The sequence below is a fragment of the Chryseobacterium sp. SSA4.19 genome (assembly GCF_022601875.1).
Lineage (GTDB): Bacteria > Bacteroidota > Bacteroidia > Flavobacteriales > Weeksellaceae > Chryseobacterium.
The window spans coordinates 20,652-35,616 of the sequence record NZ_JAKVIP010000023.1; the positions used below are offsets into that span (position 1 = coordinate 20,652).

The 14,965-nt window shown below is 36.8% G+C and carries 11 protein-coding genes; 9 read left to right on the top strand and 2 right to left on the bottom strand.

Translation table 11 applies throughout. The features are described 5' to 3' along the window. Position 1: 1 nt before the first annotated feature. Positions 2–1,105, bottom strand: a complete 1,104-nt coding sequence (locus MKJ01_RS14845) for a DNA replication/repair protein RecF (RefSeq protein ID WP_241614902.1) — start codon at positions 1,103–1,105, stop codon at positions 2–4. Positions 1,106–1,108: 3 nt separating this feature from the next. Further along, positions 1,109–1,864, bottom strand: a complete 756-nt coding sequence (locus MKJ01_RS14850) for a hypothetical protein (protein WP_241614901.1) — start codon at positions 1,862–1,864, stop codon at positions 1,109–1,111. 18 nt (positions 1,865–1,882) lie between these two features. Between MKJ01_RS14850 and MKJ01_RS14855 the strand changes: the two genes are divergently transcribed. The 9 genes from MKJ01_RS14855 to MKJ01_RS14895 all read left to right on the top strand — a co-directional run bounded on the left by MKJ01_RS14855 (position 1,883) and on the right by MKJ01_RS14895 (position 14,864). Further along, positions 1,883–7,738 (top strand): alpha-2-macroglobulin, encoded by a 5,856-nt coding sequence (locus tag MKJ01_RS14855; RefSeq protein WP_241614900.1) that lies wholly within the window; start codon positions 1,883–1,885, stop codon positions 7,736–7,738. A gap of 71 nt (positions 7,739–7,809) precedes the next feature. Beyond that, a complete protein-coding gene (locus MKJ01_RS14860) occupies positions 7,810–9,462 on the top strand; it encodes a hypothetical protein (RefSeq protein ID WP_241614899.1) in 1,653 nt (550 codons plus the stop codon). Between the two features lie 293 nt (positions 9,463–9,755). Further along, a complete protein-coding gene (locus MKJ01_RS14865; protein ID WP_241614898.1) occupies positions 9,756–10,211 on the top strand; it encodes a DUF1569 domain-containing protein in 456 nt (151 codons plus the stop codon). A gap of 67 nt (positions 10,212–10,278) precedes the next feature. Next, positions 10,279–10,746 carry a hypothetical protein gene (locus tag MKJ01_RS14870; protein ID WP_241614897.1) on the top strand — a complete coding sequence of 156 codons (468 nt, stop codon included), beginning with the start codon at positions 10,279–10,281 and terminating at the stop codon, positions 10,744–10,746. 9 nt (positions 10,747–10,755) lie between these two features. Beyond that, the gene (locus MKJ01_RS14875; RefSeq protein WP_241614896.1) at positions 10,756–11,127 is read left to right on the top strand and encodes a VOC family protein; all 372 of its coding nucleotides are present in this window, start codon (positions 10,756–10,758) and stop codon (positions 11,125–11,127) included. A 111-nt stretch (positions 11,128–11,238) separates the two neighbouring features. Then, positions 11,239–11,685, top strand: coding sequence for a VOC family protein (locus tag MKJ01_RS14880; protein WP_241614895.1), 447 nt, complete (start codon positions 11,239–11,241; stop codon positions 11,683–11,685). Positions 11,686–11,962: 277 nt separating this feature from the next. After that, complete coding sequence (locus MKJ01_RS14885) at positions 11,963–12,637, top strand: DUF2490 domain-containing protein (RefSeq protein ID WP_241614894.1); 675 nt, start codon at positions 11,963–11,965, stop codon at positions 12,635–12,637. 156 nt (positions 12,638–12,793) lie between these two features. Next, on the top strand, positions 12,794–13,816 hold the full coding sequence (locus tag MKJ01_RS14890; RefSeq protein WP_241614893.1) for a glutaminyl-peptide cyclotransferase: 1,023 nt from the start codon (positions 12,794–12,796) through the stop codon (positions 13,814–13,816). A gap of 22 nt (positions 13,817–13,838) precedes the next feature. Then, positions 13,839–14,864 carry a glutaminyl-peptide cyclotransferase gene (locus MKJ01_RS14895; RefSeq protein WP_241632686.1) on the top strand — a complete coding sequence of 342 codons (1,026 nt, stop codon included), beginning with the start codon at positions 13,839–13,841 and terminating at the stop codon, positions 14,862–14,864. Positions 14,865–14,965: the final 101 nt, after the last annotated feature.

The window sequence follows — 14,965 nt, forward strand, 5'->3', positions numbered from 1 at the left end:
ATCACACTTCAAAAATTATACTTTCTTCATTAATTTTCTTCACAACATTTTCGGTACGTTCCCTATGTGTATCCGTGATGAAGATCTGCCCGAAATTTTCCTGGTTTACCAATTCAATCAGCTGGGAAACGCGGTTGTCATCCAGCTTGTCAAAAATATCATCCAGCAAAAGGATCGGGGTTTTTCCGGTCAGTTCCTTCACTAAGCTCATCTGTGCAAGTTTTAAAGAAATAAGAAATGATTTCTGCTGGCCCTGGGAACCAATTTTCTTAATGAGAACAGAATCCATTTCAAAAAGGAGATCGTCCTTGTGGATTCCCTTTGAAGTATAGGTCAGCATTCTATCTTTTTCCAGGCTTTCCGTTAAGAGGCTGTAAAACTTTTTTTCCGGCCGGGAAGTATCAAAATCTTCCAGCAGGTGGGATTCATACAGAACGGAAACACTTTCTTTTCCTGCCGAAATAATCCTGTAAAAGCTCCGGATAATCGGGTTGAGCCTTTCAACAAAATCTCTTCTCTTGATAAATATCTTTGTACCGAACTTTGCTATCGGATCATCGTAGATTTCTAAAGAATCTTTGTCCCAATACCTGTTTTTAGCAAAGTATTTTAGTAGCGCATTTCTCTGCTGAATAGTTTTCTGGTATTGAATCAGATCGAAAAGATATTCAGAATCGGTTTGCGAAATCATCGAATCCAGGAATTTCCTCCGGCTTTCCCCGGAATCCGAAATGAGATTGGAATCATACGGAGAAATCATGACGCTCGGCAAATATCCAATGTGGTCGGCCAGCCGGTCATAGCTTTTATCATTCTTCTTGATTATTTTTTTTGATTCTTTAGGCTGCAGTATCTTGATGATATCTTCGCTTTCATCATTTTGGATTTCGGCATCAATAGTAAAAAAATCTTCTTCATTTCTGATGTTATTAAGATCCGTATTTCCCAGGAAGCTTTTTCCGACTGAAAGGTAATGGAGTGCATCCAGGATATTGGTTTTCCCCACACCATTATTGCCCACAAAACAGTTGATCTGCGGTGAGAACTCAAATTTCTTGTCAGAATGGTTTTTGAAATTGTACAGGGAAAGTTTCTTAATAATCATTCGTCAAAAATACTTCATTATAAGCGAAAATAAAAAGGGAAGCGCAGAACATGTTTCAACCCCGAATGAAAAATAAGCATCACTCCGTTCATTTTCAGAGAAATAGATGAGAAGAAAAGTGATGATAGCCGATAAATAAAAAGCGATGGAACCTGTAGGGCTTAGATAAAACCCTGTAAGAACGGTGCTGATAAAAACCAGCATATAAGCAATATACTTCGTATTCTGTACACCGATCATGGTGGGAAATGTTTTTACCGTATCCACTTTCATATCGCGGATGTCAAACGGCAAAACCAGTGCGGTAATGAAAAAGAAACTGATTAAAAATATCGGAATACTGAATTCTGGCAACGTCAGCCAACAGTTCATCAGAGCCCACACTAAGCCTACGTAAAAGACTTTCAGCAGAGGGATTTTCCGGATGTAAACGTCGAGGAAAAAACTATTGTACAATAACCCTAGTATCACAATAACAGACCATTTTATTAACCGTATTTCATTATGATTATGAATGATTAAAAGAGCACAGACAATCCCGGCAATCACATTCAGGATCAGAATTTTAGAAAAATGTCTTGTCTTCTGGTATTTTGTATAAAGATATCCGCTGAAATAAGTAATGAAAATAAAGCAGACTGTGGGGTAGCGGAATGTATTTTGCTCGATCATGAAAAATACTGCAAAAAGAGTTCCTGTTAAGGATACGTAAAGCTGGCTGTCGATAACCGTTTTTTTCAGTATTTTTAAAGAATTCATTTATCAAAAATAACACATATGAAAAGATTTTCAAAGATTTTTGTGCTTTTGCTTCTCCTGCTTGATTTTTCACAGCTTTTTGCCCAGAAATATTACGATGAACAGTGGAAGAAAGTGGAAGAGAATACCAAAAAAGGAATATATAAATCTAATCTTCCGCTCATCTTAAATATTCAGAACCAGGCTATGAAAGAAAACAATGCACTGCAGCTGATCCGTTCTTTGAAAAGCGAGTTCAGTATTTTGAACAGGACGGCAGAAAATGATCAGAATAATGCTGCTTCAAAATTTTTTACCAAAATCTTGAATACAGAGAAACAGATGAAGGGTGATGAAAAAATTATTTTAGAAATATTGTCGAATAATTTTTTATTAGATTATTACCATCAGAATAGCTGGAAGATAAACAGCCGCACAAATTTGAATTCCCAGGATCTTTCTCAGATCGAAACATGGAGCAAGCTTGATTTTAAAGAATATCTGACGAAAAGTTTCGGACAGCTGGATCAGAAAAAGGCTGAAATGAAAAAAATCTCTCTGGTAAAATATAAAGATCTCTTTTTAAATATAAAAGACATTGCCTATTTCCCGACTCTGGCTGATTGGTATACCTTGAAAAAAATTGATTTCCTTTCTGATAACGGATTGTTTACAAAAAATGAACTTACAGAAAACAAAAAACAGATTGATGCTGCTTATGATGAGTTGATTTCACAGAACACAGGAAATTCCAAATTATATTTCCTGCATCAGAAACTGGAAAGAAATTGCAGCTTTAATTCATGTAAAGATAAACTCGAACAGCTTCAGAAGCTTGTAAAATCAAATGTAGAAGGTGACTATAAAGTGGTCATCATGGAACAGGTGATGGATGAATTAATGGCTAAAAAGCAGGAGAAAGAAGCTCTCACTGTAGCCCGAGAGGCTAAATCTCAGTATCCTAAATCTCCTTTTATTGAAAATATTAAGAATAAAGAACAGGAGATCACGGTGCCGTCTCTCAATTTACATTATGAACAGCAGACCCAATCCAATCTGCCGATCCATTTGGTCGCTGAACATAAAAACGTATCAGGTTTTAATCTGAACATATATGAAGTAAAAGAAGATTTTACATTTTTCTTTCAATATGCCGCAAATTCTTACTCAGATTTATATGGGAAGATCAAAAAGAATTTGGTAAGAAAAGAAACATACCAGTTGCCGGACTCCAAAGATTATCGTGCACACTCTACATCATTGGAGATACAACCTCTTCCTCCAGGAATCTATATCGCAGAATATACAGTTTTGGGAGGTGAAAATAATGATCGTCAGAACTTCTATTTCTTAGTTTCCAACAATAAAATCATCTATCAGAAAAAGGCTGGAAAAGATATTAATGCAAATGAACTGAAACTGGTAAACAGTGAGAGCGGAAAAGCTGTAGTGAATGAAAACCTTATTTTTTATGAATTTGTAAATGGGAAAACATTAACCAAAACTTCCGGTAAAACAGATGGGAAAGGGGTTTTTAAATATCCCGCAGGCAAAGAATATTACAGGCGGTATCTGATTCAGCAGCCTAAAACAAATAATTATCAGATTTTTAATGCCTATGGTGAGTCTGATTATTCTGAAGAAAACCTTAATAATCAAATCCGGACAAAAGCCCAGATCTTTACGGACAGGGCCATATACAGACCTGGCCAGACATTGTATTTTAAAGTGATCAATACAAAGATTGATAAGGAAATTGAATCGGTAGCATCAGGAATAAAGCAAAAAATTATTTTAACGGATGCAAATGGTCAGGAAGTTTCCACCCAGGATTTTACCACGAACGAATTCGGTTCTTACCACGGCAGCTTTATTCTTCCGAAAGGAAAACTGAATGGAACTTTTTATTTAAGAACGGATAATGAAACACAGGGATATAAAAATATTCAGGTTGAAGAATATAAAAGGCCGAAGTTTGAAGTGACTTTTGAGCCTGTAAAAGACGAATATAAATACGGACAGACCATAGAGTTAAAAGGAAAGACCATAATGTTTTCAGGTGTGGCTCTGAGCAATACGACGGTGCAGTATGAAATTAAAAAGCAAAATATCCGTTGGAGGTATTTCAGTTGGTACCCTCAGGATAATGATAATGAAAATTCGATTTTAGGAGAAGCTAAAACAGATGATAAAGGAGAGTTTATCATAAGGCTGGATCTTCAAAAAGACGAAAAAATAGAAGGGATTCAGATTGATAATTACAAAATCAATGCTTCCGTAACCGATATCAGCGGAGAAACCCAGTCGGCAGAAACCAATCTGAAAGTGGCTTCCGTTTCACATTACATAGATGCCGGCAGTATTAAAGATGCATTTACAGACGAAAATGTACAACTCAATGTAGGGACGAAAAATTATAACGGACAAAATCTTAAAAAGCCGTATCAGGTTAAGCTTTCAAAGCTTGAATCTCCTGACAGGGTTTTCAGGGATAATTTCAAACCGGAGGTTCAGGATTTGCCGAAATTCTCAAGACAGGAGTTCATCAGTAAGTTTCCCCACGATCTGTATGACAGGAATGATGAAATGGGACACTGGAAAGTTTCATCCGTCATTCTGAATGGCTTGAAGCGAAGTGAAGAATCCTTGAATTTAGGGAAACTGGAAGCAGGTGATTATAAATTGGAATTGTATAATATTGAAGGTAAAGACACCATAAAAAGCGTACAGAACTTTAGCGTCTGGGATAAAAAATTATTAAAAGCCGGACAGAAAACGTTTTTAACGGTTATAGAACCTGTAAACGAGTTTTCAAGAGGTGAAAAAGCGATAGTATATGCTTATTCTGCAGTTCCTGACGCTTTGGTACATATTTTTATTCAGGATGGATCAGGAAAGACAATTTCTGATGTAAGAGAGTTTAAAAACGGAGTTTTGGAATATATGGTTGATATTCCCATGGATAAATCCGTTTCAGTTTTAAACCTTCAGTTCCAGATGGTAGCATTTAATGATGTCCAGACTGAAAGTGTCGATTTAAAAATAAAAAATACAGAACAGCCTTTAAAAATAGAAACCGTTACATTCAGGGATAAACTGGAACCCAATTCAAAAGAAAAATGGTCTGTAAAAGTTTCAGGCGATAAAAAAGAGAAAGTCAATGCTGAGGTTTTGGCCAATATGTATGACATGTCTCTGGACCAGTTTGCCGTGAATAATTTTACCTGGCAGAATTTATATTCTCCTTATTCCGTAGTTTCCTCGTATGATGTGAAAAATAATCTTTTGACAGAATATTATGAAAAAAGAATGAAATATTTCACCGGAAATTATGTAGAGGTTCCAGTGTTTAATTGGTTTGATAATGCTGTTTTACAAAGTCTCACGGGAAAAGTTGCAGGAGTCAGAATACGTGGTGCTGCACTTCCTGCTCCAATGGCAGAATCAAAAAGAGAAGTGGCGACTATTGAGGATAGAATAGAAGTCATTCAGAATGTTGTACCTGAGCCGGTCAAAGCTCCTAAAGTAGATACACCATCAATTGAGAAAGATTTAAATAAAATTCCGGTCCGTCAGAATCTCAACGAAACCGCTTTCTTTTATCCGGATTTAAAGACTGACTCGGAAGGAAATGTCAGCTTTGAATTTACTTCTCCGGAAGCTTTAACAAAATGGAAACTGATGTTTTTGGCCCATACCAAAGATGCGAGAGCTGCCACCCTGGAAAAAGAAGTAGTTACCCAAAAAGAATTTTCAGTAACACCGAACTATCCGAGATTTTTAAGAGAAGGTGATGAATTGAATCTCCAGTCGAAATTATCAAACCTGACAGATAAAAAGTTAAACGGTTCGGCTGCTTTACAGATTCTTGATGCGTTTACCAATGAAGATGTTTCAGAGAAATTTAGACTGAGTATGCTTACTGCGGTTTCAGGATTTAACAAAGAGCAGGCTTTTTCGCTGGATGCTAATGGAAACACGGCATTGACATGGAAACTGAAAGTGCCTGATAATGTCTCTTCAATTATTATAAAAGTCGTGGCAAAAGCAGGGAATTATTCCGACGGGGAACAGAAAGCCATAGCGGTGTTGCCTAACAGAATGCTGGTGACCGATGCAGTTCCTGTTTTTGTAAAAGAAGGCGAGACTAAAACGTTTGTTTTGGATCAGCTGAAGAATATCAATTCTACAACAGTTACCAACGTATCAAATACGCTGGAACTGACAACGAATCCGATCTGGGAAATTATGTTTGCCCTTCCGAGCCTTAAAAATGACCAGAACAATTCTGCCGATGTGATTTTCAATAAATGGTTTGCCGATGTATTGGCTTCGGAAATTTTTAAAGCCAACCCTAAAATGAAAACTGTTTTTGAGGAATATCAGAATAAAGGATTGCTGAATTCAAATCTGGAGAAAAATCAGGAACTGAAACAGCTGCTGCTGGAAGAAACTCCTTGGATTTTGGAAAGCAAAAATGAAAACGAACAGATGCAGAAATTAGCTTTGCTTTTTGATACGAATACCATGAGAAACTCAATAAGCCAGGATTGGGATGACCTCAGGAAATTACAAAATCCTGATGGCGGATTTTCCTGGTATCCGGGCTATCCGAGTTCGTATACGACGTCTCTTTATATTCTGAAGAATTTAGGAAAGATCAATTCATGGTTAAAAGACAGTGGAAAAGATGAACAGAAGGCCGGACAAAACGAAGTCGTTGCAAAATTAATTCAGTATGTTGATAATGAGATCACGAAATATTATGATGTAAAGAAGGAAAACGTCTGGAATAATTCAGTAATTGATTATCTTGATACCAGGAATTACTGGGAAAAACAATATCCTCTAAAAGGAAAAGGATTAAACTTAAAATCATTGGTAAAGCAGAAGGCAAAAACTGCTAAAATCACTGATTTTACATTCTTCGGGCTGTACCGGATGGCATTATTAATCAATGATTACGGACTGAAAGAAGTGTCAGATAAATTAATGACCTACCTGAAAGAAACTTCTACAGACACTAAAACCCAAGGCATATATTGGAAACAAAACCTCGATGACTGGGGCTGGTTCAGTTCAAAAGTAGTTAATCAGGCCGGAGCTTTAGAAGCATTCAGCAAACTTAAGCCTAATGATCAGGAATTTATTGAAGATCTCAAAATATGGCTGATCACACAGAAAGAAGTAACTTCATGGGGAAGTTCAAGAGGAACAGCAGAAGTAATTTTCACGATTTTAAATTCAGGAAAATCATGGACGGGCTCTGAAAGTGACAAAGCCAACATTGTATGGGGCGGAAAAGAAGTGCAGGCCCAGGCAACCGGTTATGTAAAATCTTCTGTAAAAACAGATCTTGTAAATAAAAATCTTGCCACCGTTACCATAACAAAACCGGGTCCCGGGATTGTGCAGGGTGGATTATTCTGGCAGTATTATGAAGATCTGGATAAAATACAGTCTTCCGAAAATTATCTTTCAGTAAACAAAGAACTGTACCGGAAAATAAAAACCGTGAACGGTGAAGAATTGCAGAAGATCTCTCCTGAAACGCCTTTGAAAGTCGGAGATAAAGTAACGGTAAGAATGATCCTGAATACGGATCGCCCGATGGAATTTATCCATATCAAAGACATGAGAGCAGCAGGATTTGAGCCGGTAGATGTAATTTCCGGATACCAATGGAAAAACAGCTTAGGGTATTATCAGTCTGCAAAAGATGCTTCTACGAATTTCTATATTCAGTATATGCCGAAAGGAAAATATGTATTTGAATATGATATGGTAGCCAATGCTTCCGGAAAGTTCTCCAATGGAATTACGACGATACAGAATTATTATGCACCTCAGATGAATGCTCATACGAAAGGAGAGAACGTAACCATTTCGGAATAATAAAAAACAACCATCATCAGAAAACGGCTTCTTTTTAAGAGCCGTTTTTTTATCTTTGGGAAAAAATTCAGATGTATAACCTGTCGGACCTGCAAAACCAGTTTTCAAAACAGAAAATCAATAAGGTGAAAAAATTCAGCATACGTGAATTTGAAGAAACTGAAAAGAACCGTTTTGTCTGTTTTGTAGATGAAGAAACAGCATCTTATGATGTAGGTCTGGTATTAAATTCAGAATCTGAAATTACGGAGTATTCATGTGAATGCGGCAGTAAGGATTTCTGCCTTCATGTTCTGGCTATGGGGATTTTTATGTCGCAAAATAAAGCTGGCAAAATATCTTCACCGAAAAGAGCCAAAAAGAAAACCACTGAAGCGGAACTCGCGATGGAAGATCTCAATTCAGATGAGCTTAAAGGCTGGTTGCTGGAATTTTTCAAAAAAAACAAAGATGCGGAAATGCAGTTTATGCTCAATTTCGGGCAGAAGAAAAAAGAATTTTCAGAAATCGAAATCTCAGAGCTTATTAAAAATACAGTTGCCTCGGTAGCAGGAAAGAGGAAAAGCTTAACCGCACCGGAAGTTAAAAAGCTGGTTGATCTTCTGGCCAAGGCATTGGAACCGGTAGAGCAGTATCTCATGCAGAATCCGGATAAAAAAGAAAGCATCAAAAAGTTTCTATGGTTGAGTGACCATATTTCCATGTTAAAGATGAAGATTTTCTTTTCAGGAACAAGGATAGATACTTTTCAGAAAAAATTAAGAGAACGCTTTGTTGCCCATATTAATCAGATAAAAGATGTTGACCTTTGGAAAGGGCTGGCTGCCGAAAACTGGTATCTGTTTCTGAGAAGTGAAGATTCTATAACGTTCGATTTTTACGATTTCATCAAAGAAGTATACCATGCCAGTAACCCCGATCAGAAATTATATATTGCCGAAATGGTAAGGGAGGAAATTAAAGTCTGGGAAAAAACAGGTTTTAAATTGAGGACTTCCCTTAAAGAGGATATGCTGGAAATCATTGCCGAAAACGAATTTTTCACGGAACTTCAAAACTACTTTAATATTGAAAAATATGAAAATTCCTATAACCTGAAAGTCATCGGTGAACTTCTGAAAATAAATCCTAAGAAAGCGGAAAAAGTCTGTAAAATGATCATCGAAACCAATGTAAATGAAAGATTTGATCCACCATATTATGCCATTCTGGAAACAATATATAAAGAAGACGGCAGCCCGGAAGATCTGGCTTACATCAAAAGAAAAAGATTCTGGGAGACACTTTCCCTGAAAGACTATATTTTCATTGCAGAAAACGACGCCGATACGGAGGAATTCAAAAAGTTCAGGATCAGGATCCTGGGTTTCCTGAAAAACTCTTTTAACAATTATCCGGAAAGTACAGGACTGTATTTTGGCATTCTGGATTATGAAAAGAATTATAAAAAGATGCTCGACGTTATCGACAGCAACACCCCGACTTCCGTCATTAACTTATATGCAGAACAATTATATTTAACCAATAAAAACAAGTTTCTGATGGTAGTGAGATCGCGGAATGAATGGAACAGTAAGGAAGAAGATGAAGAAGTACTGGCCGCTTTCCTGGCTTCAAAATACGATGCAGGCCAGCTGGATGATTCTTTTGCCAAAAAATACTACGGTTTCGGATCAGACCGTTTTTCGAAAAAAGTTTTAGCTAAAGCAGGACTCTTTAAGTAGAGTTTTTCTTTAAAGCTAACAAAAAAGATTTGGTATTTTATCATCGTCACTTCGGGTTAGGTTTTGAAAAAATCATATTGAGAATTTATTGATTAAAAACTGCGTTTGATTTTTTATAAAATCCTGATGCTTTTAAACCGGCCAGTTGTGTCATTAACAGGAGAAAACTACCGGTTCCCGTCCTCACTCTTCCAGTTCTTTATTCCGGATACCAATTCAAAAAACAAAATTAATTTGATATAGTTTCTGTATCGAAAAACTGATATATTTGTCTTTTAAGAATCAGACTAACTATGGAAAATGTTTTTGATGCAAAAATAGCCCGGCAATACATCGACAGGATTAATAAGTTGACTCCGGAAACAGAGGGATTATGGGGAAAAATGACCGTTGACCAGATGCTGGCACACTGTAACGTATCTTATGAAATGGTATATGAGACTGAAAAACATAAAAAGCCGGGAGCGATTGCAAAGTTTATTTTAAAAACATTTGTAAAACCTAAGGTGGTCGGTGAGAAAGCTTATTCCAAAAACAGTCCTACTGCGCCTCAGTTCATTATGACTGAAAGAAAGGATTTTGCAGAAGAAAAAAAGCGGTTGATCGGGTTTATCCAGAAGACCCAGCAGTTGGGTGCTTCTGCCTTTGACGGAAAAGATTCTTTTAATTTCGGGAAACTGAAAGCCGAAGAATGGAGCAATATGTTTGCAAAGCACCTGAATCATCACCTCGCACAATTTGGAGTATAAGTTCAGATAAAAAGCATCTGTTTGCTTTCTTATTTAAAGTTATATATAAATAAACCTATACAATCGCATGAAGAAAATTTTACTGTTTTTTGTTCTTATTTCCCATTTTATTTCTGCACAGATGCCGGATATTTCAGACGTTTGGCTGAACAATAGCAAGGCCTATGCCGGGACCATAGGGAGTGAAAATCAGGAGATTAAACTTAAAATTAATATTTCCGAACAGAATAAGAAAAATGATCAGGAGTACTTTGTTTCAGGATATACACTGGTCGATAAAAATTATACGCGCTTTGAAGGAAAGCTGACCATTACCCAGTATAAAGATGCCAGGAAAAAAGGCACGGTATACGCTAAATATGAGCTGACGGAAGAAAGCAAGGGAAAACATTCGGGAATATTTACAGGAAGGTTTGTATATACCTTCAGATGGAACAAAGAAATGCAGAAAACAGAATCTCCGTATATAGAGCTGATCGGTGACTGGAAAAGCTACGATGGAACATTGGATTTTAAAACAACGATTAAAAATTAGTAATTATATATGAAATTAGGAGCATTTTCAATCAGTTTAAGTGTGAAAGACCTTCAGAAATCTAAAGATTTCTATGAAAAGTTAGGCTTCAGCAAAATGGGTGGAAGTATGGATCAGAATTACCTCATTATGAAAAACGAAGACCATATCATTGGTCTTTTTCAGGCAATGTTTGACGGGAATATGCTGACATTTAATCCTGGATGGGATCAGAATGCTCAAAATATAGAGGTCTTTGATGACGTCCGAGCTATCCAGAAACAGCTAAAGGAAAAAGGAGTGGAAATACAGAAAGAAGCTGACGAAACCACTTCCGGACCGGAACATATTTATCTTAAAGATCCTGATGGAAATATGATTCTCATAGACCAGCACAGATAATATTAAATAAGATAAATTAAAGTATCAGTCTTAGTGCATTAAAAAGATGGTTGGATTGAGAAACTTTAAATCTGACATCTCTATTTTAAATATATTCAACAAAACGATAGTATGGCTACAGTAAACGTATATCTTACATTCAATGGAAACTGCCGCGAAGCATTTGAATTTTACCGGTCAGTTTTCGGAACAGAATTTCCTTACATCGGAACGTTTGGGGAAATGCCTCCGATGGAAGGCCACGAACTTTCTGAAGAAGACAAAAACAAAGTTATGCATGTAACGCTTCCGATTTCTAAAGAAACCATGTTATTGGGAAGTGATACAACCGGAGAATCACTTTCCGGTCATCAACAGGGAAATAACTTTTCTATTTCCATCAATGCAGAATCTAAAGAAGAAGCTGATATATTGTTTAATGGGCTTTCTGCAGGAGGGAAAGTTACCATGCCTATGGAAGATACTTTCTGGGGTGCATATTTCGGAATGTTTACCGATAAATTCGGCATCAATTGGATGGTCAATTATGATGATCCTGCAAAAGTACAACATCAGTAAAAATAAGTCAGAACAATACCGTCCAGCCGTCAAAATATATTGCCGGTTTCTTTATTGATGAGCATATTTAAATGTAGCTGGATTTTTGAACACGCTGTAAGTTGGTATTGAAAACCAAATATGACAAAGGAATTACAAATTCTATTCTCCTAATCAGTTTGGTTTGTATTGCTTAAATCTGCACATCATTAGGTCATTAAAATAATTTTTGCTATTATTGATAATTGGTATTGAATTTAGTCATTCGATAGATATTAATAATAAATTGGCGTAGCAGATGAAAAAGATAAGATTGTTGGCATTAAGTGTTTTTACTCTCGGGACAACATTTGCACAGGCCCAGGAAAATGATCTTGGAGCTTGGTACATGTATTTTGGAAATAATAAAATCAGCAAAAAGCTGAACTTCCATAACGAAATCCAGTACCGGAATTTTAATGCAGCAGGAGATCTTGAGCAGTTGCTGGTCCGCACAGGGATTGGTTATGACCTTACGGAAAACAACAATAATATTTTATTGGGGTATGGCTTTATCTTAAGCCAGCCTTATATCAACGGTGAAAAAACTGAAAATACTGAGCACCGGATTTTCCAGCAATATATTACAAAGCAAAAGTTCGGACGTTTTAACATCCAGCATCGTTACCGCTTGGAAGAACGGTTTCTTGAGGACGATTTCCGGATGAGGTTCAGATATTACGTAGGCTTTAATATACCAATTACTAATAAGGAAATGCTTCCCAAAACCATCTATGCTTCAGCTTATAATGAAATTTTCCTTCACCTTAATAGTCCGGTTTTCGACAGGAACAGGGTGTACGTAGCACTGGGATACGTGATTAATAAAAATATGAGAATTGAAGCCGGCTATATGAATCAGATTCAGGAAAATAAAAACCGTGGGCAGATCCAGATCGGATTTTACAACAATATTCCTTTTACAAAAAATTAAAAAATCGCGGCTAAACAGGTTAACGAGCATTCATTAGGCGCTCTGAAGTTAAATAATATCCCCGCATAAGGATTACAATTTTGTCAACATCTTCCTGAAATGGACAGAGTGGAATAAAATTTTACTAATTTTGGAGAAATTATTTTAAAAAAATTAATGAAAAAAAATATGATAGCGGGATTGGCCGCAATTCTGTTGCTGGCATCTTGTAAAAATGATAAAAAGATTCTTGATTCCTTGGCGGATTATAATAACTCCATGGAACAGAAAGGATATCATTTCGGTGATAAGCTGAACCTGCCAAAAGAGGTAACCGATGATGCAGAAAGTATCTCCATCAGTTTTGGGGACAAGGAAACCTCAAGCCTTACTGTTGATCCGAAATTTTTCACTTTAGGAGATAATGCGGTGACTTTCAATATTAAAACAACAGGAGGTGAAACGCTTACCCAGGATGCTACCATTAATGTTTTTGCAAAGAATCCTGAAAAAAATATAGCTTACGAAATTGTTGCTGAATATCCTCATGATCCCAAAAATTTTGTTCAGGGATTCCAGGTTGAAGGCAATACCATCTATGAAAGTGACGGACAGAACGGATCTTCACAGATTCTGAAATATACGTTGGGAACAACAACACCTCTGGCTTCAACCAAGCAGGGCCAGCAGGATTTTTCTGAAGGAAGTACGATTGTAGGAGATAAAGTATATCAATTAACCTGGCAGAGTAAAAAAGGATACATTTATGATAAAAACTCACTGAAGTTATTGTCTGAATTTCCGTATCCGAATGTTTTGGGAGAAGGCTGGGGACTGACGTATGACGGGAAAAACCTGATTGCATCAGACGGAAGCAAGCTTCTGTATTTCCTGGATCCTGCTGATCCTTCTAAGTTGATAAAGTATATTGCCGTAGCAGGAAGCTCGAAGATTTATGATCAGCTTAATGAACTTGAGTATCACAACGGATTTATCTATGCAAATGTATGGCAGAAACCGGTTGTTCTTAAAATCAATCCTTCAAATGGAGAAGTGGTCGGAACCTTTGATTTTACAGAAATTGCCAGGCAGAATACCAAAGGAAGCGATGATGTGCTGAACGGAATTGCTTTTAAAGGTGAGAATATGCTGGTAACCGGTAAAAACTGGTCGAAAATTTATGAAGTGGCCATCAAATAGTTTTCAGATAAATTAAACTGACGTGAAGAAAATGCTGATTACGGGTTTGGCCAGCTCTCTATTGCTGGTTTCCTGTAAAAATGATGAAAAGATTCTTGATGCTCTCGCAGACTATAACCATGTAATGGAAGAGAAGGGGTATCATTTCGGCGATAGATTAACACTTCCGAAAGAAGTGACGGATAATGCAGAAAGTATCTTCATTAGCTTTGGGGATAAAGAAACTTCTGATTTAAAGATTGATCGAAAATTTTTTGAGTTTGGAGATAATAAAGTGACTTTTCAGATTAAAACCAAAGGTGGCGAAACTCTGAACCAGGATGCGACTATCAATGTTTTTACGAAAACGCGGGAGCAGAACATCCCTTATGAGATCATTGCAGAATATCCCCACGATCCGAAAAATTTTGTAGAAGGCTTCTTTCTTGACGGAAATACGGTGTATGAAAGTGACGGTATGAAGGGTGAGTCTCAATTAATAAAATATACATTGGGAAATACAGTTCCTGCTCTGACTGAAAAACAGTCGCAGGAAATTTTTTCAGAAGGCTGCGCTGTGGTTGGCGATAAAATCTATCAGCTGACTTATCAGAACAAAATAGGTTTTATTTACGATAAAAATACATATAAGAAAGTTTCAGAATTTGATTTGCCTGATGAATTCGCAGAAGGCTGGGGACTGACGTATGACGGAAAAAATCTGATTGCCGATACCGGTTCAAACGATCTATATTTTTTAGACGTCAATAATCCTTCTAAAGTGGTGAAAAAAGTTCCTGTTGGCGGAAATAAAGAAGTGTATAACCAGATTAATGAATTGGAATACCACAACGGATTTATTTATGCCAATGTCTGGCATACTCCATATGTTTTAAAAATAGATCCGGCGTCGGGAGAAGTTACGGGAAAGTTTGACTTTACAGAAATTACCGCAAAAAATACCGGGGATAACAGCGAACACGTTCTAAACGGAATTGCTTTTAAAGGTGATAACATGCTGGTAACCGGGAAGAACTGGCCGGCCATATATGAAGTGGCTCTTAAATAATTAAAATTGAATATACTTCTGTTGCGTAACATAAAAATCAGTAAATTGGCTGCATATCTGAAAAGATACTTCTTTAGTACAACAAGTTGAGAGGATTACAT

Bases quoted from the DNA above. Each gene is read 5' to 3' on its own strand.
- MKJ01_RS14845 (WP_241614902.1), bottom strand. From the start codon at position 1,105: ATGATTATTAAGAAACTTTCCCTGTACAATTTCAAAAACCATTCTGAC.
- MKJ01_RS14850 (WP_241614901.1), bottom strand. From the start codon at position 1,864: ATGAATTCTTTAAAAATACTGAAAAAAACGGTTATCGACAGCCAGCTT.
- MKJ01_RS14855 (WP_241614900.1), top strand. From the start codon at position 1,883: ATGAAAAGATTTTCAAAGATTTTTGTGCTTTTGCTTCTCCTGCTTGAT.
- MKJ01_RS14860 (WP_241614899.1), top strand. From the start codon at position 7,810: ATGTATAACCTGTCGGACCTGCAAAACCAGTTTTCAAAACAGAAAATC.
- MKJ01_RS14865 (WP_241614898.1), top strand. From the start codon at position 9,756: ATGGAAAATGTTTTTGATGCAAAAATAGCCCGGCAATACATCGACAGG.
- MKJ01_RS14870 (WP_241614897.1), top strand. From the start codon at position 10,279: ATGAAGAAAATTTTACTGTTTTTTGTTCTTATTTCCCATTTTATTTCT.
- MKJ01_RS14875 (WP_241614896.1), top strand. From the start codon at position 10,756: ATGAAATTAGGAGCATTTTCAATCAGTTTAAGTGTGAAAGACCTTCAG.
- MKJ01_RS14880 (WP_241614895.1), top strand. From the start codon at position 11,239: ATGGCTACAGTAAACGTATATCTTACATTCAATGGAAACTGCCGCGAA.
- MKJ01_RS14885 (WP_241614894.1), top strand. From the start codon at position 11,963: ATGAAAAAGATAAGATTGTTGGCATTAAGTGTTTTTACTCTCGGGACA.
- MKJ01_RS14890 (WP_241614893.1), top strand. From the start codon at position 12,794: ATGAAAAAAAATATGATAGCGGGATTGGCCGCAATTCTGTTGCTGGCA.